At 35.6% G+C, this 25,735-nt stretch carries 27 protein-coding genes; 10 read left to right on the forward strand and 17 right to left on the reverse strand.

The window, feature by feature from the left end; genetic code table 11:
• Positions 1-41: 41 nt before the first annotated feature.
• The 7 genes from rlmF to AC3IS6_RS11975 all read right to left on the reverse strand — a co-directional run bounded on the left by rlmF (position 42) and on the right by AC3IS6_RS11975 (position 8,621).
• Positions 42-1,001, reverse strand: coding sequence for a 23S rRNA (adenine(1618)-N(6))-methyltransferase RlmF (rlmF, locus tag AC3IS6_RS11945; RefSeq protein WP_489159594.1), 960 nt, complete (start codon positions 999-1,001; stop codon positions 42-44).
• 57 nt (positions 1,002-1,058) lie between these two features.
• Complete coding sequence (locus tag AC3IS6_RS11950; RefSeq protein WP_489159596.1) at positions 1,059-1,721, reverse strand: thiamine diphosphokinase; 663 nt, start codon at positions 1,719-1,721, stop codon at positions 1,059-1,061.
• 264 nt (positions 1,722-1,985) lie between these two features.
• Positions 1,986-2,429 carry a DUF1572 family protein gene (locus AC3IS6_RS11955; protein ID WP_489159598.1) on the reverse strand — a complete coding sequence of 148 codons (444 nt, stop codon included), beginning with the start codon at positions 2,427-2,429 and terminating at the stop codon, positions 1,986-1,988.
• Positions 2,430-2,433: 4 nt separating this feature from the next.
• A complete protein-coding gene (locus AC3IS6_RS11960; protein ID WP_489159599.1) occupies positions 2,434-2,916 on the reverse strand; it encodes a GyrI-like domain-containing protein in 483 nt (160 codons plus the stop codon).
• Positions 2,917-2,926: 10 nt separating this feature from the next.
• The gene (locus AC3IS6_RS11965; RefSeq protein WP_281922126.1) at positions 2,927-3,748 is read right to left on the reverse strand and encodes a DUF4249 domain-containing protein; all 822 of its coding nucleotides are present in this window, start codon (positions 3,746-3,748) and stop codon (positions 2,927-2,929) included.
• Positions 3,749-3,784: 36 nt separating this feature from the next.
• Entirely contained in the window at positions 3,785-6,166 is a 2,382-nt protein-coding gene (locus tag AC3IS6_RS11970) for a TonB-dependent receptor (RefSeq protein WP_489159601.1), read from the reverse strand.
• A gap of 232 nt (positions 6,167-6,398) precedes the next feature.
• The gene (locus AC3IS6_RS11975) at positions 6,399-8,621 is read right to left on the reverse strand and encodes an NADP-dependent isocitrate dehydrogenase (protein WP_489159603.1); all 2,223 of its coding nucleotides are present in this window, start codon (positions 8,619-8,621) and stop codon (positions 6,399-6,401) included.
• Between the two features lie 395 nt (positions 8,622-9,016).
• Here AC3IS6_RS11975 and AC3IS6_RS11980 point away from each other — a divergent pair, with 395 nt between their 5' ends.
• Positions 9,017-9,427 carry a helix-turn-helix domain-containing protein gene (locus AC3IS6_RS11980; RefSeq protein WP_489159605.1) on the forward strand — a complete coding sequence of 137 codons (411 nt, stop codon included), beginning with the start codon at positions 9,017-9,019 and terminating at the stop codon, positions 9,425-9,427.
• 573 nt (positions 9,428-10,000) lie between these two features.
• Here the strand turns inward: AC3IS6_RS11980 and rplS are convergent.
• The 4 genes from rplS to trmD all read right to left on the reverse strand — a co-directional run bounded on the left by rplS (position 10,001) and on the right by trmD (position 13,388).
• Positions 10,001-10,351: a 50S ribosomal protein L19 gene (gene rplS / locus AC3IS6_RS11985; RefSeq protein ID WP_017495434.1), complete on the reverse strand. Its 351-nt coding sequence runs from the start codon at positions 10,349-10,351 to the stop codon at positions 10,001-10,003.
• A gap of 184 nt (positions 10,352-10,535) precedes the next feature.
• Positions 10,536-11,666 (reverse strand): agmatine deiminase family protein, encoded by a 1,131-nt coding sequence (locus AC3IS6_RS11990; protein ID WP_489159607.1) that lies wholly within the window; start codon positions 11,664-11,666, stop codon positions 10,536-10,538.
• Positions 11,667-11,779: 113 nt separating this feature from the next.
• Positions 11,780-12,604, reverse strand: a complete 825-nt coding sequence (locus AC3IS6_RS11995) for an AraC family transcriptional regulator (RefSeq protein WP_489159609.1) — start codon at positions 12,602-12,604, stop codon at positions 11,780-11,782.
• A gap of 103 nt (positions 12,605-12,707) precedes the next feature.
• A complete protein-coding gene (gene trmD, locus AC3IS6_RS12000; RefSeq protein ID WP_489159611.1) occupies positions 12,708-13,388 on the reverse strand; it encodes a tRNA (guanosine(37)-N1)-methyltransferase TrmD in 681 nt (226 codons plus the stop codon).
• Between the two features lie 280 nt (positions 13,389-13,668).
• On the opposite strand from trmD, the gene AC3IS6_RS12005 reads away from it, so the two are divergent.
• From AC3IS6_RS12005 to AC3IS6_RS12035, 7 genes are all read left to right on the forward strand, one after another.
• Entirely contained in the window at positions 13,669-13,998 is a 330-nt protein-coding gene (locus tag AC3IS6_RS12005) for a hypothetical protein (RefSeq protein WP_489159613.1), read from the forward strand.
• A gap of 115 nt (positions 13,999-14,113) precedes the next feature.
• The gene (locus tag AC3IS6_RS12010) at positions 14,114-14,563 is read left to right on the forward strand and encodes a nuclear transport factor 2 family protein (RefSeq protein WP_489159614.1); all 450 of its coding nucleotides are present in this window, start codon (positions 14,114-14,116) and stop codon (positions 14,561-14,563) included.
• 334 nt (positions 14,564-14,897) lie between these two features.
• Positions 14,898-15,359, forward strand: a complete 462-nt coding sequence (tnpA, locus tag AC3IS6_RS12015) for an IS200/IS605 family transposase (RefSeq protein ID WP_489159616.1) — start codon at positions 14,898-14,900, stop codon at positions 15,357-15,359.
• A gap of 115 nt (positions 15,360-15,474) precedes the next feature.
• On the forward strand, positions 15,475-15,825 hold the full coding sequence (locus AC3IS6_RS12020) for a cupin domain-containing protein (RefSeq protein WP_489159618.1): 351 nt from the start codon (positions 15,475-15,477) through the stop codon (positions 15,823-15,825).
• Between the two features lie 142 nt (positions 15,826-15,967).
• The gene (locus tag AC3IS6_RS12025) at positions 15,968-17,113 is read left to right on the forward strand and encodes an MFS transporter (protein ID WP_489159620.1); all 1,146 of its coding nucleotides are present in this window, start codon (positions 15,968-15,970) and stop codon (positions 17,111-17,113) included.
• A 51-nt stretch (positions 17,114-17,164) separates the two neighbouring features.
• Positions 17,165-18,097: a peptidylprolyl isomerase gene (locus AC3IS6_RS12030; protein WP_489159622.1), complete on the forward strand. Its 933-nt coding sequence runs from the start codon at positions 17,165-17,167 to the stop codon at positions 18,095-18,097.
• Between the two features lie 96 nt (positions 18,098-18,193).
• Positions 18,194-18,505 carry a cytochrome c gene (locus AC3IS6_RS12035; protein ID WP_489159623.1) on the forward strand — a complete coding sequence of 104 codons (312 nt, stop codon included), beginning with the start codon at positions 18,194-18,196 and terminating at the stop codon, positions 18,503-18,505.
• A gap of 108 nt (positions 18,506-18,613) precedes the next feature.
• On the opposite strand, the gene AC3IS6_RS12040 is transcribed toward AC3IS6_RS12035, so the two are convergent.
• The 3 genes from AC3IS6_RS12040 to AC3IS6_RS12050 form a co-directional block, all read right to left on the reverse strand.
• Positions 18,614-19,009 (reverse strand): GreA/GreB family elongation factor, encoded by a 396-nt coding sequence (locus tag AC3IS6_RS12040; protein WP_489159625.1) that lies wholly within the window; start codon positions 19,007-19,009, stop codon positions 18,614-18,616.
• A 328-nt stretch (positions 19,010-19,337) separates the two neighbouring features.
• Positions 19,338-19,901 carry a thioredoxin family protein gene (locus AC3IS6_RS12045; protein WP_489159627.1) on the reverse strand — a complete coding sequence of 188 codons (564 nt, stop codon included), beginning with the start codon at positions 19,899-19,901 and terminating at the stop codon, positions 19,338-19,340.
• Between the two features lie 163 nt (positions 19,902-20,064).
• Complete coding sequence (locus AC3IS6_RS12050) at positions 20,065-20,958, reverse strand: alpha/beta fold hydrolase (protein ID WP_489159628.1); 894 nt, start codon at positions 20,956-20,958, stop codon at positions 20,065-20,067.
• A gap of 133 nt (positions 20,959-21,091) precedes the next feature.
• On the opposite strand from AC3IS6_RS12050, the gene AC3IS6_RS12055 reads away from it, so the two are divergent.
• Positions 21,092-21,427 carry a tRNA-binding protein gene (locus AC3IS6_RS12055; protein WP_263363074.1) on the forward strand — a complete coding sequence of 112 codons (336 nt, stop codon included), beginning with the start codon at positions 21,092-21,094 and terminating at the stop codon, positions 21,425-21,427.
• Between the two features lie 74 nt (positions 21,428-21,501).
• Here AC3IS6_RS12055 and AC3IS6_RS12060 read toward each other — a convergent pair whose 3' ends face one another.
• The 3 genes from AC3IS6_RS12060 to AC3IS6_RS12070 all read right to left on the reverse strand — a co-directional run bounded on the left by AC3IS6_RS12060 (position 21,502) and on the right by AC3IS6_RS12070 (position 24,406).
• Positions 21,502-22,047: an RBBP9/YdeN family alpha/beta hydrolase gene (locus tag AC3IS6_RS12060; protein ID WP_489159630.1), complete on the reverse strand. Its 546-nt coding sequence runs from the start codon at positions 22,045-22,047 to the stop codon at positions 21,502-21,504.
• Between the two features lie 143 nt (positions 22,048-22,190).
• Positions 22,191-22,559 carry a PUR family DNA/RNA-binding protein gene (locus AC3IS6_RS12065; RefSeq protein WP_017495419.1) on the reverse strand — a complete coding sequence of 123 codons (369 nt, stop codon included), beginning with the start codon at positions 22,557-22,559 and terminating at the stop codon, positions 22,191-22,193.
• Positions 22,560-22,627: 68 nt separating this feature from the next.
• Entirely contained in the window at positions 22,628-24,406 is a 1,779-nt protein-coding gene (locus AC3IS6_RS12070) for an ABC transporter ATP-binding protein (RefSeq protein ID WP_489159632.1), read from the reverse strand.
• A gap of 204 nt (positions 24,407-24,610) precedes the next feature.
• On the opposite strand from AC3IS6_RS12070, the gene AC3IS6_RS12075 reads away from it, so the two are divergent.
• Positions 24,611-25,717 carry a Glu/Leu/Phe/Val family dehydrogenase gene (locus AC3IS6_RS12075; protein WP_281922148.1) on the forward strand — a complete coding sequence of 369 codons (1,107 nt, stop codon included), beginning with the start codon at positions 24,611-24,613 and terminating at the stop codon, positions 25,715-25,717.
• Positions 25,718-25,735: the final 18 nt, after the last annotated feature.

The raw sequence follows: 25,735 nt of genomic DNA on the forward strand, positions 1-25,735 counted from the left end.
AAAGTATCAGAATTTTATTTAAAAGTATTAGGATTATAATGTTAGACGTTTTCAGACTTCCATGCCTTTTGTTGTGCTTCACTTAAAAAAGTCCACGCTACAATTCGGCTTGTTTTCTGACCCTGAGCCATATCGATTGTTTTGATAGAAGCTGCATTTACTTTGTTTAATGTTTTATAAATGCTGGAAAGATTGTCTCTTTTTGAAACCAGAGTGGTAAACCATAAGCACTGCATGGCATATCTGGCGCTTTCATAAACCATTTGAGTTACAAAACCAATTTCGCCTCCATCGCACCATAATTCAGCATTTTGACCTCCGAAGTTTAGAACAGGATTTGCTATTTTCTTTTCCTTCGGATTTAAATTCGAAACCTTACGAACAGTACTTTGATTAGCATCTTCGGCCGAAGAATGAAAAGGTGGGTTACACATCGTAAAAGTAAAACGATCTTCGGGGGTGATGATATTTTTAAAAATAAAGCGCGACTCTGTTTGCTGCTGAAGGCTTATGGCCTCAATGAGCCTTGGGTTGGCTTCAATAATTTTACTGCAATTTCCGATCGCTTTTTCATCAATATCTGTTCCTACGAAACTCCAGTCGTAAATTGCATTTCCTAAAATAGGATAGATACAATTTGCGCCTGTACCGACATCCAAACCTAAAACTGATGGTCCTTGCGGAATATCTCCGTTGTTGGTTTCGGCTAGTAAATCGGCCAGATAATGAATGTAATCTGTTCTTCCGGGAATAGGTGGACAAAGATAGTTTTTAGGAATATCCCAGTTTTGTATGTCGTAATACGTTTGTAGTAAAGCTTTGTTCAACAGTTTTACTGAAAGAGGATTACTGAAATCAATAGTTTCAATTCCGTGAATGTTTACGGCAACCTGTGCTTTTAACTCAGGACAATTCGCGATAAGAAGTTCAAAATCATAACGTGAACGATGAAGATTTCGAGGATGTAAATTGTTTTTTTCGGAATTGTCTGTTGCTTTCATTTTTGTAAATTTCCGTGCAAAGATAGGTATTCCTTTCTTAGGAAACGTCCTGTAAAATTAATCCATGCATTCCATCAACAGTAAATCACCATCAGTATGGATAATGGTTACCAGACCATCCTGAAGAACAGAATTACTGCTTCCGGTTCTGTAGCCAATTGTTAGGGTGTCGTTCGTAAGAGGATAGAGTAAATTGGTAGAGTAAATTCCGTCAACAATCCCAATCGGAATCAATGAAATGGGAGTTTTTGCGGTATACCATTTCTCGAATTTACGGGGCAGTAAAAATACTTTTGAATGATCGTCAAGAATAACAATTTTAAGCAAATCGCGGTAACGGGCAATGTTGGTAATATTGGTAATGGTATGGTCTGCACGTTTTCCGGTGGCCCAGACAACATTTACAGCAGGGATCTTCCGATCGATTAAATAATCAAAAGCTTTCTCCAAATCGGTTTTGTCCTGATCGGGTGTATGAACAATTTCGATAGGGTATTGTGTCGTTTTGTAAATTTCAGGATCAAAACCACGGTCGAAATCGCCCAGAAGAACATCGACTTTTATACCCAGTTCAATTACTCTCTCTATGGCCGAATCGAGTACAATAACCAGTGGTGACCATTCTAGTAATTGCCCTAATAACTCTGGGTTGCATGCTGCTCCGTTGGCAATAATTAAAGCGGGTTCCTGGTCGTCGCGTACGATATGGTGTGAAGACATTTATTTTTTTGATTTGAAATGTGCCGCAAATGTACAAAAGTTAGTGTTTAGTCGCAGTATTCAGTCTCAGTTTATAGTCTCAGTTTACAGTATTCAGAAAACCGGTACTGCGACTGAACACTGCGACTGAACACTGCGACTGAACACTGCGACTGAACACTGCGACTGAACACTGCGACTGAACACTGCGACTGAACACTGCGACTGAACACTGCGACTGAACACTGCGACTGAACACTGCGACTGAACACTGCGACTATAAACTTAAAAAACTAATCTGCGGTGGTAATTGATTTGCCCTAAATGATAGGCTAAATGGGTAGATAGATGTACTAAAAAGAAGCCCGTTGTCATTTCTTTTTCGAAAACAATTTGTGGATAGGTTTGTTCTAAATCAGCTTCGATTAAACGGTCGAGAGCATTGTTAACAACCAAAATAGTGTCTTCGATTTTGCGGATTAATTCTGATTGGGGAATATCTTTCAATGAAAATTCTAAAGGGCGATCGCGTACATAACCTGTTTTTCCTAATTCGGCTCCAATATAGGTGTTTAGGTTTCCTATTAGATGCAAACAAAGATTTCCGGCTGAATTGGAAATGCCCGGTGCAATTGACCAAATCTGATTTTCGTTTTGATACGATTCGATTTCAATTTTTAATTTGTTCAGGTCTCTGTTAAAAAGCAATTTTAAGGTTTCGATCAACATGATTTTAGGCTTTATGGGTTATCGGAATCCAGATTTCTTCTTCAGAGTCGGGATCTTCTTTTTTGTATTTTTCATCCATTACAGCAAAATGAGGCCTTTCATCTACCGTATATTCTGAATTTGGAAGCCAATCTACAAAAATTTCACGATAGGTTTTGTGGCCTTCGCTTTGAGGTCCTTTATGTACAAAAACGGCATACAATCCCTCAGGAATTACCAAAGATTTCATTTCCCGTGGTACCTTATCAAATTCAGAGACTTCAACTGCGGCCCATTTTTCGAAAGTATTGCCCGGATCAAAATTATCAAAATGTGCGTTTGGAAAAACTTCCAGAGAATACAAATTGGCGTTGATTGTATTTTTAATTTCTTTTCGTTTTGGCATAAAAGAACTCCATAATTGATGGGTTTTGTTTTTCAAAAATGACATTGTAACGTATTTCCCAATTAGTTTCTTCTCGGGTAAAATCTGAATTCTGGCTTCCATTTTTTGCGGGTTATTTAATTTTGTATTTTTTGTAATCGGTTTCACTAAGCGAAAAATAACCTAACGGATAGTTTGCTTTATCGACAGTATTGATAATATTTCCTCTTACGGTTGCGGGTGGAGACTGAAAAGGTCCACCAGAATTATTCCCCGCAATACTTACCAGAATGCTCATATAATTGTAGTATTGTTTTGAGATACCGTAATGTGTCATTTCGATTTCGTCTCCAATCTTTAAGTCGTCATCATCGGATGTGCTAAAATATTCATTTCCCTGAAAAAACTTGTCTTCTGTAACGTAGTACTTTGATGTAATTTTGTTCGAATACACATATTTAAAGAGATAAAAATTATCTGCATCGGCGGGATCATTAAAGTAAGCCCTGGTCTCAATGTCTTTTCCTGTAAAACCACCTTGGTTATTTTGTTCGATTCGGGTAATGGGTGCAACTGCTTTCATGGTTTCCGTGGCTGTGTAGGTAATACCGCCCGAAATCACAGTTAGCGTGTACGTCTCGTCAATTACCGGAATAAAATTCGAGCACACATATCGCCCGGTTTTAGGAACTTCGCTAAAGTTAAATTGTATGTTCTTACTGTTTTTTATAAATATGGTTGCTCCCGAAACAGTTGGAATAACGTTTTGAAAATAACCAGTTGTAGTGGTCAGTTTTATAGTTTGTTGTTTTCCTGTGGTTTGTTTCTGCCAGTTTATAGCGGCTTCGATTACTAATTTTGGTGGAGCAGTATCTAAATTAACATCGACCACTTCCTCACAACCCGTGAAGAAAATCGATATCAAAACTAGAATTAAGAGGTTCATTTTTTTCATGATATATCTTTTGTTTCTTTTTACAGAAAGTTGGTCTTAAAATTTAAAATTATAACTAACGGCTGGAACTATTCCGAAAATCGAAGTCTTTACAGCTTCATTTGTACCGGTATCTACATTTTGACGGAAGTTGATCGAAGCCGCATTTTGGCGGTTGTACAAATTATAAATGCTAAAAACCCATTCGCCTTTCCAGTTTCGGTCTTTGTTTTTTCTAGGTGTCAAAGTTGCAGAAATGTCTAAATGGTGATAGGCTGGCAAACGGTTTTCATTTCTTAATCCATAATTTGGGACTGTAATTCCCAGATATTCATATCGTCCATTTGGATATGTAACGGGTTGACCGGACTGCAGCGCAAAGTTAGCACCAAAAGACCATTTTTCATTTAAATTATAAGCGGATGTAATGGCTAAATTATGAGTCTTATCGTAAGCAGAGCTGTACCATTGTCCGTTATTAATTCCGATTTCTTCCGGATTTCTTCCCGGGGTTTGTTGCTGTGATTTTGATAAAGTGTAGGAGATCCATCCGTTGAATTTGCCTTCATTTTTCTTTAGCATAAATTCGACGCCATAGGCCCGCATTCTTCCATTCAGAATTATTTGTTCGATCGCATTATTCGCAATCAAATCGGCACCATCGATATAGTCAAGTCGGTTTTGGATTTTTTTATAATACGTTTCTACTTCAACAGAATAAGCACCATTGTTAATATTTCTAAAGTAACCCAAAGCTACCTGATCTGCGATCTGAGGTTTGATGTAATTATCACTTGGCATCCAGACATCCAGCGGAGTAGGAGAGGAAGTATTCGAAATTAGTTGAAGATACTGTGCCATTCGGTTGTAGCTTGCTTTAACCGATTGGTCATCATTTAACTGATAAGAAACAGAAAGGCGTGGTTCTAAATTATTGTAATTTTGAATGACTTTGTTTTTACCAAAATAACGGGTTGAGGTTGGAGTTCCCTTTTCGTAGATCTGCATGTTGCTATTAAAGATCACGGGTTCGTTATTGTCATAATAATTGATGGTAGAAGCGCCTAAACGGTAGAACAAACTGTAGCGCAATCCGTAAGCAACCGTGATTTTTTTCGATAGCTGATTTTCGGCTTCGATATAAACAGAAGGTTCAAACGCATATTTTTTATCCAACTGATCCGGATTAATTCCCGATGTTTCATTGCTTGGTTTGATCGTTCCGGGATTAAATTCGTAGTAAATTCCATTTAAACCATAGTTCAGTTTGAATTTATCTGAAATATAGTTTTTGAAATCGTATTTGATGTTGTAGTTCTTAATTCCTGAATCCCATTTGAAACCTACAAAGTCTAAGTCAAGTCCATAATAATAATCGCTGTAAATCAAGGATAAATTAGCAAATAGTTTATCAGAGTACAAGTGATTCCAGCGCAGGTTTAGCGTTGAGTTTCCGTAGATATTGGTAAAACTTTTGTTGAGGCTAAAAACATCACGCCCAAAATAACCGGATAAATACAAGCTGTTGTTGTCGTTCAGTTTATAACTCAGTTTGGTATTCAAATCATAAAAATAGGCAGAGTTGTCTTTTTGATCTTCGGATAATTTTAAAAATAAATGAGCATAAGAAGCTCTTCCTCCAATAAGGAAAGAACCTTTGTCTTTTACTAGCGGGCCTTCGGCAAGAAGTCGGCTTGAAATTAACCCAATTCCTCCATTAACATGAAATTCTTTGCTGTTTCCGTCTTTTTGGTAAATGTCTAAAACAGAAGAGGCCCTTCCGCCATAACGTGCCGGAATTCCGCCTTTGTATAATTTGAGATCTTTAATAGCATCGGGGTTAAAAACGGAGAAAAAACCAAATACGTGTGAGGAATTAAAGATAGTAGCTTCGTCTAGTAAAATTAAATTCTGATCGGCACCTCCACCACGTACATTGAATCCCGAAGCGCCTTCACCTGCATTTGTAACTCCTGGAAGCAATAAGATCGATTTTAAAACATCGACTTCACCTAAAACAACCGGCATTCTTTTGATTGTCGAAATCGAAAGTTTGTTGGCACTCATTTCGGGTGATTTGATATTGATTTTGCCTTTATTGTCAGTAATTATAACTTCCCGAAGTTCTTCACCGCTCTCGTTGATTGCAAAATTGTTTTTTGTGTTTTGACTTAAAGTAATTGTTTTTTGAAGGGTTTGATAACCGACATAACTAATTTCGATCTGATGTTCACCTTGTGGAACGGTAAGGGAATAAAAACCATATTCGTTGGTGGTGGTACCTATTTTTAAGGCCGGAATATAGAGATTTACACCAATTAAGGTTTCATTGTTTTTAAAGTCAGTGATGGTACCGCTTAAAGTGAATTTTTCCTGAGAAAATGATGTTAAAATAGTAAAGAGCAGAATAAAAAAAGTGGTGTTTTTTTTTGTAATCATTGTCTTGGTTTTGAAACACATAGTTAATAATTCTTACTAAATATTTTCGCAGAACGTTTGTTAAACATTAGTTAAGAAAGGCTCTTTTTTTATAGGTTCAAAGGTACAAAGGTGCAGAGGTTCAAAGGTTCAAAAGGGTGTTTTTTTTTGGTTCAATTCAAAAAAAAAGACAACTAATTAAAGTTGTCTTTTCTGCAGAGACGATTGTGACGTCTCTTTATGTTTAATTCTATTATTTTATTTGTGCAATAATTGAATTGAATGTTTCGCTAGGACGCATTGCTTTGCTCACTAATTCCGGAGTTGGTTGATAGTAACCGCCAAGATTTTGAGGTTTCCCCTGCGCACCAATTAATTCGGCATCGATTTTAGCCTCGTTAGCTTCAAATTCAGCGGCAATTGGAGTGAAGATAGCTTTCAATTCAGCATCTTTGTTTTGAGCAGCCAAAGCCTGAGCCCAGTAGTAAGCAAGGTAAAAATGAGAACCACGGTTGTCAATCTCGCCTACTTTACGAGCCGGAGATTTATCATTAGCAAGGAATTTATCATTTGCTTCGTCTAAAGTTTCAGATAAAACAATTGCTTTAGAATTGTCTAAAGTTTGTCCTAAATGCTCTAAAGAAGCACCAAGTGCTAAAAACTCTCCTAATGAATCCCAACGTAAATATCCTTCTTCTGTAAATTGCTCAACGTGTTTTGGAGCAGAACCTCCTGCGCCAGTTTCAAACAATCCACCACCGTTCATTAACGGAACGATAGATAACATTTTAGCTGAAGTTCCTAATTCTAAAATTGGGAATAAGTCTGTTAGATAATCACGTAAAACGTTTCCGGTTACTGAGATAGTGTCTAAACCTTTGATGATTCTGTCTAAAGTAAATTCAGTAGCAGCAACAGGGTTTAAGATACGAATATCCAGATTTACAGTGTTGTGGTCTTTTAAATATTTTTGAACTTTTGCGATCAATTCTCTGTCATGTGCTCTGTTTTCGTCTAACCAGAAAACGGCAGGAGTATCAGATAAACGTGCTCTGTTTACAGCAAGTTTAACCCAGTCCTGAATTGGAGCGTCTTTTGCCTGACACATTCTGAAAATGTCATTTGCTTCAACGTTTTGTTCCATTAAAACAGTCCCTTTGTTGTCTGTTACACGAACAACTCCGTCGCCTTTCATTTGGAATGTTTTGTCGTGAGATCCGTATTCTTCTGCTTTTTGAGCCATCAAACCTACGTTAGGAACACTTCCCATTGTTTTAGGATCAAAAGCACCGTGTTTTTTACAGAAATCGATAGTAGCCGTGTAAATTCCAGCGTAAGAGCGATCCGGAATAACTGCGATGGTATCTTGTTGTTTTCCTTCTTTATTGTACATCTGTCCTGATGTACGAATCATTGCCGGCATAGAAGCATCAACGATTACATCTGAAGGTACATGTAAGTTTGTAATTCCTTTATCAGAGTTAACCATTGCCAAAGCAGGTCCGTTTTCGATTGCTTTAGTAATGTCTGCTTCAACTTCAGCTTGCTCAGGTCTTCCTGCAATTTTTGCATAGATATCGCCTAAACCATTTCTGGTGTCAATGTTTAATTCTGCAAATAAAGTTTCGTATTTTTTGAAAAGATCAGCAAAGTATACTTCAACGATTGCGCCGAAGATAATTGGATCTGATACTTTCATCATGGTAGCTTTTAAGTGTACCGAAAGTAAAACACCTTCTTTTTTTGCATCTGCAATAGCATCAGCAGCAAAAGCTTTTAATTTTTTTACACTTAAAACAGAACTGTCAATAATTTCACCTGCTTTAAGAGGAGTACTTGCTTTTAATACAGTAGTTGTGCCGTCTTTTGCAACGAATTCAATTTTTACATCATCAGCTTCTGCAACTGTAAGCGATTTTTCACTTCCGTAGAAATCACCGTTTGGCATTGAAGCCACTTTTGTTTTAGAATCAGCTGACCATGCACCCATTGAGTGTGGATTTGCTTTTGCAAAGTTTTTTACCGCTCTTGGAGCTCTACGGTCAGAGTTTCCTTCACGTAAAACAGGGTTTACGGCAGAGCCTAAAACTTTAGCATATTTTGCTTTAATTTCCTTTTCAGCATCGTTTTGAGGATCTTCAGGGAAATTAGGAATGTTGTAACCGTGCGATTGCAATTCAGCAATAGCCGCTTTTAATTGTGGTACCGATGCAGAAACGTTTGGTAATTTGATGATGTTAGCATCAGGTTGTGTAGCCAATTGACCTAATTCAGCCAAAGCATCTCCTGTTTTTTGATCAGCTGTTAAAAGCTCAGGGAAATTGGATAAAATTCGGGCTGCCAAAGAAATGTCTCTGGTTTCAATTGCAATACCTGCTGTAGACGTAAAAGCTTGAACAATAGGTAAAAAAGAATAAGTCGCTAACAATGGCGCCTCATCAGTTAAGGTGTAATAGATTTTTGAATTCTGTGTCATTTTTTTTTTTATAATCGTATCGTCAGAGAATGACGATGTAAAAGGTATAGTCGGCTCAGAATGAGCGGAGCAAATATAATAAAAACAGTCCGAAAACGGTGTAGTTTTCAGGAGAAATGCCGAAATTATCAGATTGTTATTTCGAGGTCTTTAAATTGTCAAATCGACGATTTTGGTATTAAAAAATTACAGTTTTGATGAATCACTAAGAAAAGTGAGCTATTCCGAAACAGAGAAACCTTTTCAGTTGTATAAAATCATTTTAGTGCTGTCCTTTTGTCTGAAAAATTGTATTTTTGATTTAATGAATAAATGAGCGATAAAGGGTAAGTTACATTGTTTAATATGTTTTTTACCAGTTGCTTGTTATTAAACTTAATCATTATCTTTGAATTATGAGCACACTAACAAAACCAAGCCATATAGGTCGAAAAATTAGCCGTATCCGTGAACTTCGAGATATGAAACAGGAAGCTTTGGCGCAAGCTTTAGGTACAAGCCAACAAACAGTTTCAGCGATTGAAAATAGTGAAACAATAGATGATGAAAGACTTGCTGAAGTTGCAAAAGCGCTTGGCGTAACCGTAGAAGCAATCAAAAATTTCTCGGAAGACAATATGATTAATTATTTTAATAGTTTTCATGATAACAGTTTTACAAATGGAGCATTCAATGCAAATAATTGTACTTTTAATCCATTGGATAAATTAATTGAAACTTTCCATGAAAAAGAAAAGCTTTACGAACGTTTACTACAAGCTGAAAAAGATAAAATCGAATATTTGGAAAAACTATTAAAAAAATAGATACCAATTATTATTAAAATACGAACCGATGCTTTATGAGTGTCGGTTTTTTTATTTTGGGCGTGTCCCGCCGAAAAAGGCGGGTCGGGCTATCCGCTTCAAGTCCTCGCACTTCCTTCGTCAGGCTGTGGGCTTTCCACTTCTATCCCTCACGCAAACGGTTTCATTAGACCGTTTATGGTTTCCAAGATTAAGCTGGTAAAATCTGTTTTTATCAGCGTTTTCGCTTTAGCGCATCAGTAAAATCAGTGTCTAATTTTGACGCGGATGAAACAGATTTACTTCGTAAAAACGCAGATAAAAACGGATTTTAATCCGTTGAAATGATGTATGTCGCGCAATCTGAGAAACCTGTTAGGTTTTTAAAACCTAACAGGTTTGGCGTCAACTAAAAGCTCTTATGAAAATGATTGTCCTAGCCCCGATAGCAGTGGAAATCCTTTTGTGCCGGGGTTCGGCACAAAAGATTGAAACGGATAGCGGGATTAGCTCCTGAAAATTTTAAAAAACTGGCACAAAAAAACTCGTTTCAAATGATATGAAACGAGTTCTTTATGACAAATCGATAAATGATTATCTTCTTTTATCTTTAATCTTAGCTTTTTTACCAGTAAGTTCTCTGAAGTAGAAAATTCTAGCTCTACGTACAGCTCCTTTTTTGTTGATTTCAATTTTTTGTAAAGCTGGTAAGTTTACTGGGAAGATACGCTCAACTCCAATAGCTCCAGACATTTTACGGATAGTAAAAGTTTCTGTGTTACCAGAACCTCTTCTTTGAATAACAACTCCTTTAAAAAACTGAGTTCTTGTTTTTTCACCCTCTTTAATTTCGTAGTAAACTGTGATAGTATCTCCAGCTCCGAAAACAGGGAAATCTTTTTTAGCAACGAATTCGTTTTGAACGAACTTTAATAAATCTGCCATGATAATTTTTTATTATTGTTTAGTATAGAGTAACATTCACGGATTTCGCCAGAGGTTAGTCTAATTCGGGTGCAAATGTAATTAAAATAAATTAAATTCCAATAAAAGAAAATCCCAAATTCCAATTTTTTAACTAGTTGATTAATTGGGATTTGGAATTTTAAAAATTTGAGATTTATTTCTTTTATTTAGGCTGCTGCTGCGTCACACAGTGGATCATTCCCCCGTTAGCGTATAAATTACGAACGTCGATACCAATTACCTTTCTGTTAGGATATAAACCTTGAATCAATTGATTGGCAACTGCATCATTAGGATCATTGTAATTAGGAACCAATACAACCGTGTTTCCAATGTAGTAATTAACATAAGAGCCTTTGTAACCTAATTTTTTCCCGTATGTCGTTACCACTTTGTTTTGAGTCAAAGGCAGTTTTAGGAAATTGTATTTTTTACCTTTTAAATCTTTTGAATTGTACAAAGTAGGAATGTCTCCTTCCGGTACTTCCCAGTACAGTAAATCATCTTCACTCATCGTCACAATGGTGTTGTCATTACCAAATCGTGCAAACCCGTCAATATGCATGTCGGTGATTTCTCTGCCTGCTTTTCCGTTAAGCCAGATGAAGTTAGACACTCCTAAATATTTTTTAAAAATGGCTTCGGCTTGTGCCTGACTCATTCCCGGATTACGATTCGAGTTTAGAATAGAGCTTTTAGTAGCTAATAAGGTTCCTTTTCCGTCTATTTCTACGGCTCCGCCTTCATTAACCATTATAGAATTTAAATCTACAACTGTTGTTTTTTGATCTGCTGCAATTTGTGAAGGGATGGTGTTGCAATTACTGAAATCGGCTTTTTTCCCCCAGCCATTAAATCCCCAATCCTGAATTACCAATTGATTGTTTTTATCTTTTACGTAAATAGGACCGTTATCTCTTACCCAAACATCATCAGTTTTGTAGATTTTAAATTCTACAGCAGAAAGAGAAACACCTGCATTTTTTAATAAGGCTGTAATTCTGTTTTTTTCGATAGTATTGTAAGCAATAATATTTACTTTTTCACTTGTAGATAATGATTTAGTCATAGCGACCCAGGTAGCATCCAGATCATTTTTGTAATCAATACCATATTGATACTGGTGTGGCCATTGTAGCCAGGTTGCTTCATGCGGAGCTGATTCTTCTGGCATGGTATACATAATTTCACTTTTAATGGATTCTATCGGTTCGTCCGGCGTTACAGATACTGCATCTTCCTGACACGATGTAAATAGGGGAAACAGTAGTAAGGGTAAAAATAATTTTTTCATCTTAATTTGTGTTTGTTGTGGATTAACTTGTTTAGTGTCATTTTGTTACTATTATTTTGACGGTACAAATGTATTTCTAAACCATAGTCTGGCAGTTGTCCAAAATGGACAAATCAAATAAGCGGAATAAAAATCGCGGTAAGATATTCGGACTCGTTATCACAATTGTCGCTGGTCTGCAAGTATTGTTCAATAACAGGCAAGTGTGAAAGTTCAAAAGTGTTGGTTAAAAACCAGCCTCCGTAAATTTGGTTATAGGTGTTTTCTAAGGTATGGTAACTCCCGTGATGAAAGAAACGGGCATATTTACTACCAAAAATCTGCTTCTTTGGAAGGTTTTTAGTGATAGCTGTTGTAGCAACACAGGCTTCATAAGTGCAATTTATTTTTTCGGTGATTAAAATATCATCTGTGATGACTCCAAAGAAATGGGTCTCGGTTTCGGGGAATTTGTTTTTTAAAAGGGTCTCCCAAAGCGTTTCTATTTCCTGATTGACATAAGGAGTTTTCGAACTAAGATAATAAACAGTTGTTTCGGGAATTACAATTATATCGGGATTTAAAACAGTGGTGAAAGACTGGAGCGGGTGGGTATCGTTGAGTAAAAGTTCTTTCTGATTGCGAGCCAGCGTAGGAGAACAATCAAAATGTTTTTTAAATGTTTTTGAAAAAGACTGTACGTCGGCAAAACCTACCTCAAGTGCAATTTCTGAGATTTGTTTGTTGGAGTATATGAGTTTTTTGTATCCGTTTTCGATCTTCAGTCGGGTTTGGTAAGCGCCAATAGTTTCATTAAATAACGAATAAAAAATGCGTTGCAGATTCCGGTAGGAGTAACAGGAAATGTCCTCCAGAGAATTTATTGAGATGATTTGATTGTAATGCATCTCAATATAATTCCGGGTATTGTAAATATGTTTTAGATTAAAATCATTCATTTTTTAGTTTTTAGAAAGAGGTAATAAATGGATAACGTAATAATTACAGCTTTCAGGTATGATTTAGAAGAATCACTAAAAATAAATGAGTAAAGAGTCTGGTTTATTTTTCTTCTAATAAATCCGGACGTCTGTTTTTAGTATGCTCGAACGCCATATCCTCACGCCATTTGTCAATTTTAGCAAAATGGCCGCTTGTTAAAACTTCGGGAACTTTCCAGCCTTTGTAATCTGCCGGTCTTGTGTATATGGGGCCTGAAAGCAGATTGTCCTGAAAACTGTCAGTCAATGCTGAAGTTTCGTCACTTAAAACACCAGGAATCAATCGGATCAAAGCATCAGATAACACTAAAGCTCCTAATTCTCCACCGGATAACACATAATCACCAATTGAAATTTCTTTAGTAATAAAATGATCACGAACACGCTGATCTACGCCTTTATAATGTCCACAGAGAATGATGATATTTTCATACATCGACATGGTATTGGCCATTTTTTGGTTTAAAGTTTCCCCGTCAGGCGACATATAGATAATTTCATCGTATTCGCGTTGGCTTTTTAAATGCGTGATACAGGCGTCGATGGGTTGAACGGTCATCACCATTCCGGCACCACCTCCAAACGGATAATCGTCAACACTTTTTTGCTTGTTTGTTGTGTAATCACGCAAATTATGAAAATGAACTTCCACTAAACCTTTGTCTATGGCACGTTTCATAATCGAAGCCTCAAACGGACTCTTTAATAATTCGGGTAAAATCGTTATAATGTCAATTCGCATTTTTTTTCTTCAATAGTTCTAAGGTGCAAAGATACAAAGTTAATTTTTGTGAATTTTCAAGATTTGAAAATGACAGAAAATAATTAAAAGTTTTAAGAAAAGAGTTTATAACCAGAAGGTTATAGTGTTTTTTGTTGTTTAAGTGTTTTTTGTACGGTTAAATAGATGATGATTATATAACATAAAACACCTTAAATGTAAAAAAAAGATGCCTAATTTTAACTAATATTACAATTCAATTGTTTGATTTTGTAAAGGGATACTTAAAAATAAAATTTCCATGAAAAAGCTACTGCTATTAACTGTTCTATTGATTTTACAAGCATGTTCAACCACTAAAAATGCAAATGATCAATGGATTGGTCAATCAAAAAAAAATCTTATTAAGATATGGGGCCCCCCTATACGTACTTTACACAATTCAGATCACGGGGAAATATTGATTTATGCGGAACAAGTGTATGTTAATGCAAATACTAATGAAGGCACCAGAATGGCTGGTTCAAATTATTGGAACTATACCTACATATATACCCATAAGAATGGAGAGATTTATTTGTACAAAACAGATAAACAGCAACAACCACCTCAAACAATTGCTGTTAAATAAGCTGATTTCTTGTTTTTTATACGGAAATATTGAGAATTTATCATTTTGGTCAAAATCATTTGATTATATTTATGTACGCTTTGTGCTGATTTTTAGTAACTTAAAATGATAAATCATGAGAAAAACAGCTATGCTTATTGTATCTTTTGTAATTATTTCCTGTCAGAATCAATTAAAACCTATGGATACTACAAAAAACGAGCAATTAATCAAACAGTATTTTGAGCATTTTAATAGCCACGATTGGAAAAAGATGTCTGAAATGTACACCGAGACTGCTGATTTTAAAGATCCTTCATTAGGGCCGGGGATTATCAAACAAACCCGTAAGCAAATTGCGGATAAGTATGCGGAGCTTAATTCCGCTTTTCCGGATTTACATGATAAAGTTGTTCAGGTTTATCCGTCTGGAGAGAAACATATTATTGTCGAGTTTGTCTCATCGGGTACAGCGCCTGACAATTCAAAGTTTGAACTGCCGATCTGTACTATTTTTAAAATTGAAAACGGATTAATTACCAAAGATTTTACCTACTTCGATAATTTTGAAGAAGAAGAAAACTAAGAGTAGCTACTAACTGTAAAAAGAGGTGTTGTCCCTACGGGACATTTTGACTGCTGTATATTTTTTACTTACCAATATTTTGCTCCTATATGGAGCATTTTTTTTTGATAATAATTACATAAGTAAAATAAATTGTGAGGAAGTAATATTTATTAATAAAATATTGTAGTTTTATTCTTTCATTTTATGGTGTGAAATCTAAAATAAAAATTGTTTATGTATCGCAAATAATTCCGTCAGGAATTACATATCGGTAGAATCGAAAGAATATATGTTTTACAGATCACAAATTATTCCGTCAGGAATTACATATTGGTAGAAATATTGGTAAATTATGGCAAACACATACACCCAAATACATATTCATTTTGTTTTCGCAGTAAAATTCAGACGTGCGTTAATAGACAAAGAATGGAAAGCAGAATTATATCAATATATAACCGGAATTATAAAAAATAATGATCATAAGCTTCTGGCGATAAATGGTGTTTCGGATCATATTCATATTTTAATTGGGATTAGACCTGCGCAATCAATTTCCGATTTGATGAAAAATATTAAACAGGATTCCTCAAAGTGGATCAATACTAATAAATTGTCCAAAGGGCATTTTCAATGGCAGGAAGGCTATGGAGCGTTTTCATACAGTAAATCTCAATTGACTGCCGTAATTAAGTATATTGAAAACCAGGAAGCGCACCACAAAAAGAAAACCTTGAAAGAGGAGTATATTCACTTTTTGCAAAAGTCCGAAGTCGATTACGATGAAAGGTTTATCTTTAAAGAATTAATTTAGAAGAAAGCAATAAGAAAGCGGATTAGCCTAAATTTGATAGAAATAGGCAGAATGAAAAACGCTAGCTGATTTATGAAATTTATAACAAACAGAAAGTTAATTAAACATATTGAAAATGCAGCATTTAAAAACAAGCAAAGAATTTATAAAAGGCGATGAAATCGAGTGGGAGGTAGTTGGTGAAGGAATCAAGCGCAAAATTCTTGCCTTTGATGAAAGAGTGATGTTGGTAAATGTTCATTTTGAAAAAGGGGGAATTGGTGTTTTACACGAGCACTATCATTCGCAGGTAACGTATGTCTCAAGTGGTAAATTTGATGTGACCATCAGCGGTGTTACGCAAACACTGAAAGAAGGAGATAGTTTTTACATTCCGCCACATGCCATTCACGGAGTAGTTTGCTTAGAAAGTGGACTTTTAACAGATGTTTTTAGTCCAATAAGGGAAGATTTTATACAATTGTAATGTTTTAAAATTCAGTATAATTTTTAAAACAATAGACAGGTTTGCCTTGGAACTTAGAAAAATTATAATTTTTTTAAAGTTTTGGTAATAATTAGATTGGTATTTTTGCAAAATGAATTTATCCAAAACGAATGTCTTGTTTATGGCAGCTTGCACTGGACTTATAGTTGCAAATCTTTATTACTGCCAGCCTTTAATTGTATTAATTGCCAACGAATTTAAAATTCCTGAAGCCAATGCGGGAACAATAACTTATCTAACCCAGGCGGGTTATGCGATAGGATTGTTTTTTATGGTTCCGTTAGGCGACAAAATCGAGCGTAAAAAACAAATTTTAATGACCACTTTTGCTTCTGTAATCGCTTTGATTATTGCGGCAACGGCAAAAAGTTTTTTTCTTTTGCAGGTGGCTTCTTTATTAATTGGAATTACTTCAATCGTACCACAGCTTATTTTGCCTTTGGCGGCTTCTTTAAGTGCACCGGAACAGCGTGGAAAAGTAGTAGGAACCATCATGAGCGGTTTGCTTGTTGGGATACTATTATCGAGAACGTTAAGCGGATTTATCGGTCAGATATTAGGCTGGAGGTCTATGTTTTATATTGCTGCGGGAATCTGTTTATTGATCTTTTTTGTGATTCAGAATAAATTTCCGGTGAATAAACCTCAGTTTGAAGGAACTTACGGACAGTTGATTCAGTCACTTTTTACACTTATTAAAACACAGCCGGTTTTACGTGAAGCTACACTGATCAATGTATTCAGTTTTGCACAATTTGGAGCTTTTTGGACCACTATGGTTTTACTGCTTTCCGGAGAACCATTCGGTTTTAACAGTGCTACAATTGGGCTTTTTGGAATTGTAGGAGCTTCGGGAGCTCTGGCAGCACCTTTAGTAGGGAAAATAGGAGATAAAGGAAACTCGAGAATTGCCGTAGGTTACGGTTGTTTATTAATCTTAATTAGTTTTCTGGTTTTTTATTTCTCAATAGAAAGTGTAATCGGAATTGCGATTGGAATCGTATTTATTGATATTGGAATTCAGGGTGTTCATATTTCAAACCAAACGAGAGTATATTCATTGCTTCCGGAAGCAAGAAACCGATTGAATACCGTCTTTATGTCGTTTAGTTTTTTAGGAACGGCAGCGGGATCAGCTTATGGATTGTTACTTTGGAAACTGGGGGGATGGCACGCTGTATCGATTGGATGTGTTGGATTATCGGCACTGGCATTTGTCGTTTACGGCCTTACTTACAAATCAAAGTCTAAAAAACAGAAAGCATAAATTGATATAAAATTAATTTGTAAATTTGCAATCAAATAAAAAATAACAACAATGGAAAACGGAATATACGCTAAATTCAACACTAGTAAAGGTTCGATTTTAGTAAAACTTGCACACGATTTAACACCTGGGACCGTAGGGAATTTTGTAGCTCTTGCAGAAGGAAATATGGAGAATAAAGTAAAACCTCAGGGACAAAAATTCTATGACGGATTAACTTTTCATAGAGTAATTCCTGATTTTATGATTCAGGGAGGATGCCCAAAAGGAACTGGAACTGGTGATCCGGGATATAAATTTGACGATGAGTTTCATCCAAGTTTGAAACACGATCGCCCGGGAGTTTTAGCAATGGCGAATTCTGGTCCTGCAAGTAACGGTTCTCAATTTTACATTACACACGTTCCAACTTCTTGGTTAGATGGAAAACATACTGTTTTTGGTCATGTAATCGAAGGTCAGGATGTTGTTGATGCAGTAGCTCAAGGAGATTCTCTTGATAATGTAGAGATTATTAGAGTTGGAGAAGAAGCAGAAAAATTCAATGCTATTGAAGCTTTTATTGCTTTAAAAGGAGCTCGTTTGAAGCGTGATGCTGCTTTAAAAGCAGAATCAGAAGCGAAGATGGAACAATTGGCTGCAGGTTTTGATAAAACGGATAGCGGATTACGTTATAAAATGATTCAAAAAGGAGAAGGTAAGAAAGCTGAAGCTGGTAAAACAGTTGCTGTACATTACGAAGGTTCTTTAGAAAATGGAAAAGTTTTTGATTCATCTTACCCACGTAAAAAACCAATCGAATTTAGATTAGGTCAAGGACAGGTGATCGAAGGATGGGACGAAGGTATCGCTTTGCTGCAAGTAGGTGACAAAGCTCGTTTTGTAATTCCATCTGATTTGGCTTATGGAGCTGCGGGTGCAGGAGGAGTTATTCCACCAAACGCAACTTTAATTTTTGACGTTGAATTAATGGACGTAAAATAAAAAATTTACAAACAATTTAGTATTGTTTTAAATAGTAATCCCATTCGCCTGCCGAATGGGATTTTTTTTATATTTACTTTAAAAAAAACAAGAACAATGAAATTAAGGATCTTAACTTTAACCGCTGTGACGTTGCTTTTGGTTTCGTGCGGTATTAAAAAAGCGGCTGAGGTTGCACCAGTTGCACCGGTTGTGACTGAGACAGTAAAAACTACAGAATTAACTCCTGCATTGGCGGAAGGTAAAAACTTGTACGAAAACAGTTGTGCAAGATGTCACAAACTATATGATCCGAAGAAATTTAGTCAGGAAGACTGGAAACCAATTCTGGTAAGAATGCAGAAAAAAGCGAAAGTAGACGATACTCAGATCGCTTTAATATCAAATTATATCACTTCTCAATTGTAAGAAGCTGATATTTTAGATTCATAAAAACTATTCAATTAAGTTGGATAGTTTTTTTTTGCTTTAAAAAGGACATAAAAAAACACCTTCACGCAGGAGGTGTTTAAAAAACTAAGATATGCTTTCAGGTAAATTGGTAACGGCTGTTATTTTTAATGTTTTTATTCCGGCCGGTAATTCCCAATCGACAACATCATTTTCTTTAAAGCCAATAATAGCAACACTAAGCGGTGCTAAAATGGATATTTTTCCCTCTTTTACATCGGCAAAGGATGGGAGGACAATCTGAACCTTCATGCTTTTATTTGCTTTTACATCTTCAATAGTGACCTGCGAATTGATTCGTATAACGGTTTCGTCCAATTCACTTTCTTTACGGATAATGGCTCGGTCTAATTCGTGCGAAAGCTGTCCAATTTCTTTGGCATTTGTTGTGTTTTTACTTTTTAGTATCAATTCTCTTAAAAACTGATAATCTGTCTTACAGAATGTAGGGGTTGGTTTCATATCGATTCTAATTTATTGTGATTTGAATGTTCGGAATTTTCAGATGCAGTTTATAATGAAAGTCATTAGCGGCGGCCTTTAAAAGGAGACTGCGACTGAAGACTACAAGTTGTAACTGAAAACTAATAAATAAATCCTCCGTCTGAGAGAAGAAATTGAAATAGACGGAGGCCTAATTGATAAAGGCCTTACTATGTGAAGTAAATACAGCAGTAAGCGTTCTTCTTGTAAGAGAAAACGATAGCGAGGAAGCTGTAAATAGATTGATAGTAATCACTAGGAAAATAATTAATTGGATTGGTAAAGATAAGCAAACTTTTTGAAAACACTAAAGAGTTGTTTTCCATTTGATGTTACAGCCAATACTTGGTTTTTGAGGATCTTTTAAACTTCTGTTGTAAATAAGGGCGTCAATTGCGCTGCGAAGATCGCTTCCGCTTAACGGAATTCCATTTCCTGGTCTTGAATCGTCTAATTGACCGCGGTAAAACAATCGGTCCTGATTGTCAAATAAATAAAAATCAGGAGTACAGGCGGCTTCATAAGCTCTGGCAACGTCCTGACTTTCGTCAAACAAGTACGGAAAATCAATCTTGTTCTGAAAAGCAAATTCAGTCATTAATTCAGGAGCATCTTGTGGATACTTCTCAATATCGTTGCTTGAAATTGCAATAATACCAATTCCCTGTACACGATAATCATTGGCGATCATTACAACTTCCTTGATAACATGAAGTACAAACGGACAGTGGTTGCAAATAAAAATAACCAAAGTGCCTTTTGATCCTCTCAAATCTTCAAATGAATAAACATTATTAGAATTGGTATCTCTTAATTTGAATCCCGGAGCTATTGTTCCAAGGGGGATCATATTTGAAGGAGTTCGTGCCATTTTGTAGAAATAAGTTTCTCAAAAATAGCTTTAAAATTCTGTAAAAGAAAGCGTATAGTCTTGTTTTTGATTTTTTACCACAGATTATACAATTTAAACAGCATTGCTTGCGAGCGACTGGAAAATCATCAGAATTGTATTAATCTGTGGTGTCTGGAATAAATTAGGCGTTTAGAAAGTCTAATAAATCTTTGTTTAATTTGTCTTTATGGGTGTAAAATAAGCCATGTGGAGCACCTTCATAAATAATGTAGGTGTTTTCTTGAATCGCTTTGGCTGCTTTTTTTGAGGTAAGATCAATAGGCACAATTTTGTCATCGTCACCATGAATAATTAAGGTAGGTACTTTTACAGCATCTAGTTCATCTCTAAAATCAGTAAAAGAAAAAGATTCGGCACATTTTAGCGTAGCACGCGGTGAAGCAAAAGAACACAGCATTCTATAGTATTCTAACAAGGGTGTGCTTAAAGGTCTGTTGATGATATTGATGCCAAAAAAGGTCTTGCCAAAATTATCTATAAAACCAATTCGGTCTTCCTTGATGGTGTTTGCTGTAACTTCACTTTTCTCTTTCGGATGTCCGTCGGGATTATCGTGGGTTTGTAATAAGAATGGAATGATAGAAGAAAGTAATGCAGCTTTTGTAACGCCTTTACCTCCATAGCGGCTAAAGTAGCGAACTACTTCACCACCACCCATTGAAAATCCTATCAGAGTAACGTTTTCTAATTGAAGCTGCTCTATTATTTCTTTTAAATCATCGGTTAGTGTATCATAATCATAGCCGTCATAAGGTTGTGATGACTTGCCAAATCCACGACGGTCATAAGCGATGACGCGATAATTATTCTGAACCAGAAAATCAATTTGATATTCCCACATTTCATTCGAAAGCGGCCAGCCGTGAATTAGAATTACCGGTTTACCTTTTCCGTAATCTTTTACATATAGCTTTACGTTTTTGGCAGTTTCTATATATTTATCGGTATTTGAAAGTTGAATATCAAAGTCAGAATCTCTAAGGGAGGTACTGTTATTTAGGGTGTTATTTTCCATTTTTATATTTTTTTGCGTTAGCGTACCAATTTGATTCGTAAAGTTAGAAGCTACTCAAAAAAAGCAGTTATAGAATTAGGGATAATAATTACAAAATTAATAGGTTTGTAAATCATTAAATACTGAAGCAAAAATGGATTTAACCTGGAATGAATTTGAAAGAACAGATATGCGTGTCGGAACTATTATTGAAGTAAATGATTTCCCCGAAGCCAGAAAACCGGCCTATCAGCTTACGATTGATTTTGGTTCCGAAATTGGAATTCGTAAATCATCCGCCCAGATAACGACACATTATAAAAAAGAAGATTTATTAAACCGACAAATTATCTCAGTAGTAAATTTTCCCAGAAAACAAATTGGAAAATTTATGAGCGAATGCCTGGTTCTTGGTGCCATAGGCAAGGAAGGAGATGTTATTTTACTCGCTCCTGATTTTAAAATAGAAAACGGATTAAGAATCGGGTGATTTTTTTAGTCGCAGTTTTCAGTCTCAGTCTCAGTTTTCAGTATGCGACTGCGACTGTAAACTGCGACTGAGAACTATCTTATTTTCTCGATCAATTGTTTCAGAATCAATTGTCCTTCTTCCCAGTATTTTAAATCTGAATCCGAGTTGATATGTCCTTTTTGTCCGATATTAACAAAATCACTTCCCCACATTTCAGCAAAATACTTTTTTCTTTCGAAAGTTGCGTAAGGATCGTTTTCACTCGCTACAACAACTGAAGGAAAGGGCAATTTTGAAATGGGCATTGGCGAAAAGTTTCGAATAGAATCGGGTGTATGTTGAGGTGAATCTACATCGGCAGGGGCTACGAGCAAGGCTCCAACAATATTTGGATTTTGGTTTGCCTGTGCCCAGTGCAGGACAAGTGAAACTGCTAAGCTATGTGCCACCAGTACGGTTGGACTGTTTAGTTTCGAGATTTCGTCGTTTAAGCGTTCGAGCCATTCTTCACGGATAGGATTGTCCCACTCGGCGTGAGCAATGCGGGTTGAATTTTTGAATTTTTTATGCCAAAATGTTTGCCAGTGTCTGATTCCGGAATTTCCAAGTCCAGGTAGAATTAATAGTTGCGTTTCCATTTCTGGTATTTTATAAAAATATTTGAATAGCTCCGTTTTGGACAACAAATAAATGTCGACTAAAATGGTAGAGTTTATGTATTTAAAAAAAGTCCAAAATGTCAAACAGAATGGACTTAAACTTTTAAAAAGTATTTTTTTGACTAAATATCGTCAAAATCAATATCGGTAAAACTGGTTCTTTGCCCTTCAGGCTTGTCAGAACCGTATTCTTTTTTGAAATCTTTTTGGTGTCTTTCAGAAATTACTTCTTCGCCTTTGTGGTTCAAGACGTATGAAGTCATTTCTTCTAGTATTTCGGCAAAAGCACTAAAGTCTTCTTTGTACAAGTAGATTTTGTGTTTTTTAAAATGAAAAGAACCATCCTCCTCAGTAAATTTTTTACTTTCGGTAATTGTGATATAATAATCGTCAGCTTTAGTAGCTCTCACATCAAAGAAATAAGTTCTTCTTCCTGCTCGTAATACTTTAGAAAAAATCTCTTCTTTTTCTAACATGTCATTTTCTCTCATAATACGTTCTATCATTTTTGGAATTAATAGTACTCAAAAATCATAAAAAATTATCGATTACGCAACAATTAAAGTAATTCTTTTTCCGAAAGTTGTTTTAAATATAACGATGCATAATAGCCTTCCTGATTTATTAATTGATTATGAGAGCCTTGTTGAATGATCTTACCGTCTTCCAGAATGATTATTTTATCGGCGTTCTTTGCAGATGATACCCGGTGACTTACTATTATTGTAGTTTTATCTTTACAAATTTCAAACAAATTGCTTAAAATGGTTTCTTCTGTTTCTGTATCTACTGCTGACAAACAATCGTCGAAAAGTAAAATTGCCGGATTTTTAATAATGGCGCGCGCTATAGACACACGCTGCTTTTGTCCGCCCGAGAGAGTGATTCCTCTCTCTCCTAAGATCGTGTCGTATTGTTTGTTAAAAGCAATAATATTATCGTGAACTACCGCATTTTTGGCGGCCTCGATTACTTCTTTATCTGTAGCGTTCTGATTACCAAATTTTATATTGTTTTTAATAGTGTCCGAAAATAAAAAAGCGTCTTGAGGTACAATGCCAACATTATTTCGCAAATCGTATAGGTTCAGTGTGCTGATTTCATTTTGATCAATTGTGATTTTCCCTTCGGTTACATCATACAAACGGGAGATGAGTGATAATATTGTAGATTTACCTGAACCTGTTTTTCCTAAAATGGCCAATGTTTCTCCTTTTTTGACTGTGAAAGTAACGTTTTTCAGTGCCTCGATATTGGTGTCTTCATAGGTATAACTTACGTTTTCAAAGGCAATCGTGCCCTGAATGTCAGAATGATTTTCGTTTTTGTTTTTTATTTCAGGTTCAATCTTTAAAAATTCGTTTAAACGTTTCTGAGAGGCTTCAGCTTCTTGAACCATTGAGGAGACCCATCCTAATGAAGCCACCGGCCAGGTTAGCATGTTTACATATAGAATAAATTCGGCAATAGTGCCTATATTCGGAATCGTTCCGTTAATGTACATAACGCCGCCAAAATAGATTACGACCAAATTACTGATTCCGATTAAGGCAATCATCAAAGGACCAAATAGGGATTGCACTTTAGCTAAATCTAAACTCTTTTTCTTGCTTTCCTCCGCCAGAGCGATCATATTGTTTTGATGCTGATTCTCCAGTGAGTTAGCTTTTATAACCCGGATACCCGAAAAAATTTCCTGTGTAAAACTGGATACTTTAGATAAGTATTGTTGAAAGGTGGTACTTCTTTTATTGATTTCCGAACTTAGCTTGAAAATGCAATAGGAAAGAATCGGTAAGGGTAAAATAGTGTACAGTGTCAGTAATGGTGAAACATTATACATATATATAATGACGATGGCAAAACGGATGAAAGTATTAATGGTGTACATTACCGCAGGACCCACATACATACGAACTTTTGAAACATCTTCGCTAATACGGTTCATTAAATCTCCGGTGCGATTTTGTTTGTAAAAGTTCTGCGAGAGTTTTTCATACTGTTTGAAGACCTCATTTTTTAAATCAAACTCAATATGACGCGACATTACAATTAAAGTCTGACGCATTAAGAACGTCAGAAAACCGGCAACAATGGTAGTAGCAATGATTAACAGTACGTTATGGATTAATCCTTCGCGGTAAGTATTGATAACTATTTGAGAAGTCTGATCGGCTTCGGGAAGTTTATCGAACTTTTCAATCGCGTTTAACGACTTGCTGATTAGCTTTGGGGTGAACAGAGAGAATATTTGTGCGATTATGGTGATTAAAATTCCTAAAGAGAAACTATATTTATATTTGATAAAATATTTGTTTAAATAGCTTAATTCTTTCATTTTTTTAAGAGATTCAATGTTAAAATGTTTTGATTTAGGGAAATATTATGAATAAAAATTAATGTAATGTATAAATTTCTCAAAACAAAACGATTGTTAGATTGTTATTTTAAAGATAATAAATTAGCACATGTATATTTTTTATATAAATTTGAGAAGTCTTTTTGACAAATTCATAATTTTAACAAATAATATAGTAGCGCTATGGATGCAACTTTCGCAACTGGAAAAGAACTTCAAAAAATGGATCCTGTTTTTGGTCAATTGTCTTTTGACGATCACGAACAAATTGTATTTTGCAACGACAAAGATACAGGTTTAAAAGCAATTATTGGTATTCATAATTCGGTTATGGGACCAGCTTTGGGAGGTACTAGAATGTGGAATTACAATACTGAATGGGAAGCATTAAACGATGTTTTGCGTCTTTCAAGAGGTATGACATATAAATCTGCCATTACCGGATTGAATATCGGTGGAGGTAAAGCAGTAATTATTGGTGATGCTAAAACGCAAAAAACACCTGAATTAATGCGTAAGTTTGGTGAATTTGTTCACTCTTTAGGTGGTAGATATATTACTGCTGAAGATGTTGGAATGGAAACAAAAGACATGGATACTGTTAGAGATGTAACGCCTTATGTTACTGGTATTTCTGAAGAAAGAGGTGGTTCAGGAAACCCTTCTCCAATAACAGCTTATGGTGTTTATTTAGGAATGAAAGCTGCTGCTAAAAGTCAGTTTGGTACTGATGTTTTAGAAGGTAAAAAAGTTTTAGTTCAGGGAATTGGTCACGTAGGAGAAGCTTTAGTAGAATATTTAACTAAAGAAGGAGCAATCGTTACAATTACTGATATCAATGAAGAGAAATTGTATCAGGTAGCTTCAAAATACAATGCTTCAATCTATTCTGGTGAAGATTTATATACAGCTGATGTTGATATTTATGCGCCATGTGCTATGGGAGCAATCATTAATGATGCAACAGTAGATAAGATTAAAGCTAAAGTTATTGCAGGAGCAGCGAACAATCAGTTGGCTGACGAAAATATTCACGGAGCAAGATTACAGGAAAGAGGTATTTTATATGCTCCTGATTTCTTAATCAACGCTGGTGGAATTATCAACGTATATGCTGAATTAGAGCACTACGGTAAAGCTGAAATCATGACAAAAACCGAAAATATCTATAACACTACTTTAGAGATTATCGATTACGCTGTGAAAAACGGAATGACAACACACAAAGCAGCGCTTACAATTGCTCAAAATCGTATCGATTTGAGAAGAATTGAGAACGCAAAAAAATAATTTTTTTAGTTAACGGTC

Source organism: Flavobacterium sp. KH_035 (genome assembly GCF_057839565.1).

Excerpts from the sequence above, each read along its gene's own strand:
- rlmF (WP_489159594.1), bottom strand. The coding sequence starts at position 1,001 with ATGAAAGCAACAGACAATTCCGAAAAAAACAATTTACATCCTCGAAAT.
- AC3IS6_RS11950 (WP_489159596.1), bottom strand. The coding sequence starts at position 1,721 with ATGTCTTCACACCATATCGTACGCGACGACCAGGAACCCGCTTTAATT.
- AC3IS6_RS11955 (WP_489159598.1), bottom strand. The coding sequence starts at position 2,429 with ATGTTGATCGAAACCTTAAAATTGCTTTTTAACAGAGACCTGAACAAA.
- AC3IS6_RS11960 (WP_489159599.1), bottom strand. The coding sequence starts at position 2,916 with ATGGAAGCCAGAATTCAGATTTTACCCGAGAAGAAACTAATTGGGAAA.
- AC3IS6_RS11965 (WP_281922126.1), bottom strand. The coding sequence starts at position 3,748 with ATGAAAAAAATGAACCTCTTAATTCTAGTTTTGATATCGATTTTCTTC.
- AC3IS6_RS11970 (WP_489159601.1), bottom strand. The coding sequence starts at position 6,166 with ATGATTACAAAAAAAAACACCACTTTTTTTATTCTGCTCTTTACTATT.
- AC3IS6_RS11975 (WP_489159603.1), bottom strand. The coding sequence starts at position 8,621 with ATGACACAGAATTCAAAAATCTATTACACCTTAACTGATGAGGCGCCA.
- AC3IS6_RS11980 (WP_489159605.1), top strand. The coding sequence starts at position 9,017 with ATGAGCACACTAACAAAACCAAGCCATATAGGTCGAAAAATTAGCCGT.
- rplS (WP_017495434.1), bottom strand. The coding sequence starts at position 10,351 with ATGGCAGATTTATTAAAGTTCGTTCAAAACGAATTCGTTGCTAAAAAA.
- AC3IS6_RS11990 (WP_489159607.1), bottom strand. The coding sequence starts at position 11,666 with ATGAAAAAATTATTTTTACCCTTACTACTGTTTCCCCTATTTACATCG.
- AC3IS6_RS11995 (WP_489159609.1), bottom strand. The coding sequence starts at position 12,604 with ATGAATGATTTTAATCTAAAACATATTTACAATACCCGGAATTATATT.
- trmD (WP_489159611.1), bottom strand. The coding sequence starts at position 13,388 with ATGCGAATTGACATTATAACGATTTTACCCGAATTATTAAAGAGTCCG.
- AC3IS6_RS12005 (WP_489159613.1), top strand. The coding sequence starts at position 13,669 with ATGAAAAAGCTACTGCTATTAACTGTTCTATTGATTTTACAAGCATGT.
- AC3IS6_RS12010 (WP_489159614.1), top strand. The coding sequence starts at position 14,114 with ATGAGAAAAACAGCTATGCTTATTGTATCTTTTGTAATTATTTCCTGT.
- tnpA (WP_489159616.1), top strand. The coding sequence starts at position 14,898 with ATGGCAAACACATACACCCAAATACATATTCATTTTGTTTTCGCAGTA.
- AC3IS6_RS12020 (WP_489159618.1), top strand. The coding sequence starts at position 15,475 with ATGCAGCATTTAAAAACAAGCAAAGAATTTATAAAAGGCGATGAAATC.
- AC3IS6_RS12025 (WP_489159620.1), top strand. The coding sequence starts at position 15,968 with ATGGCAGCTTGCACTGGACTTATAGTTGCAAATCTTTATTACTGCCAG.
- AC3IS6_RS12030 (WP_489159622.1), top strand. The coding sequence starts at position 17,165 with ATGGAAAACGGAATATACGCTAAATTCAACACTAGTAAAGGTTCGATT.
- AC3IS6_RS12035 (WP_489159623.1), top strand. The coding sequence starts at position 18,194 with ATGAAATTAAGGATCTTAACTTTAACCGCTGTGACGTTGCTTTTGGTT.
- AC3IS6_RS12040 (WP_489159625.1), bottom strand. The coding sequence starts at position 19,009 with ATGAAACCAACCCCTACATTCTGTAAGACAGATTATCAGTTTTTAAGA.
- AC3IS6_RS12045 (WP_489159627.1), bottom strand. The coding sequence starts at position 19,901 with ATGGCACGAACTCCTTCAAATATGATCCCCCTTGGAACAATAGCTCCG.
- AC3IS6_RS12050 (WP_489159628.1), bottom strand. The coding sequence starts at position 20,958 with ATGGAAAATAACACCCTAAATAACAGTACCTCCCTTAGAGATTCTGAC.
- AC3IS6_RS12055 (WP_263363074.1), top strand. The coding sequence starts at position 21,092 with ATGGATTTAACCTGGAATGAATTTGAAAGAACAGATATGCGTGTCGGA.
- AC3IS6_RS12060 (WP_489159630.1), bottom strand. The coding sequence starts at position 22,047 with ATGGAAACGCAACTATTAATTCTACCTGGACTTGGAAATTCCGGAATC.
- AC3IS6_RS12065 (WP_017495419.1), bottom strand. The coding sequence starts at position 22,559 with ATGAGAGAAAATGACATGTTAGAAAAAGAAGAGATTTTTTCTAAAGTA.
- AC3IS6_RS12070 (WP_489159632.1), bottom strand. The coding sequence starts at position 24,406 with ATGAAAGAATTAAGCTATTTAAACAAATATTTTATCAAATATAAATAT.
- AC3IS6_RS12075 (WP_281922148.1), top strand. The coding sequence starts at position 24,611 with ATGGATGCAACTTTCGCAACTGGAAAAGAACTTCAAAAAATGGATCCT.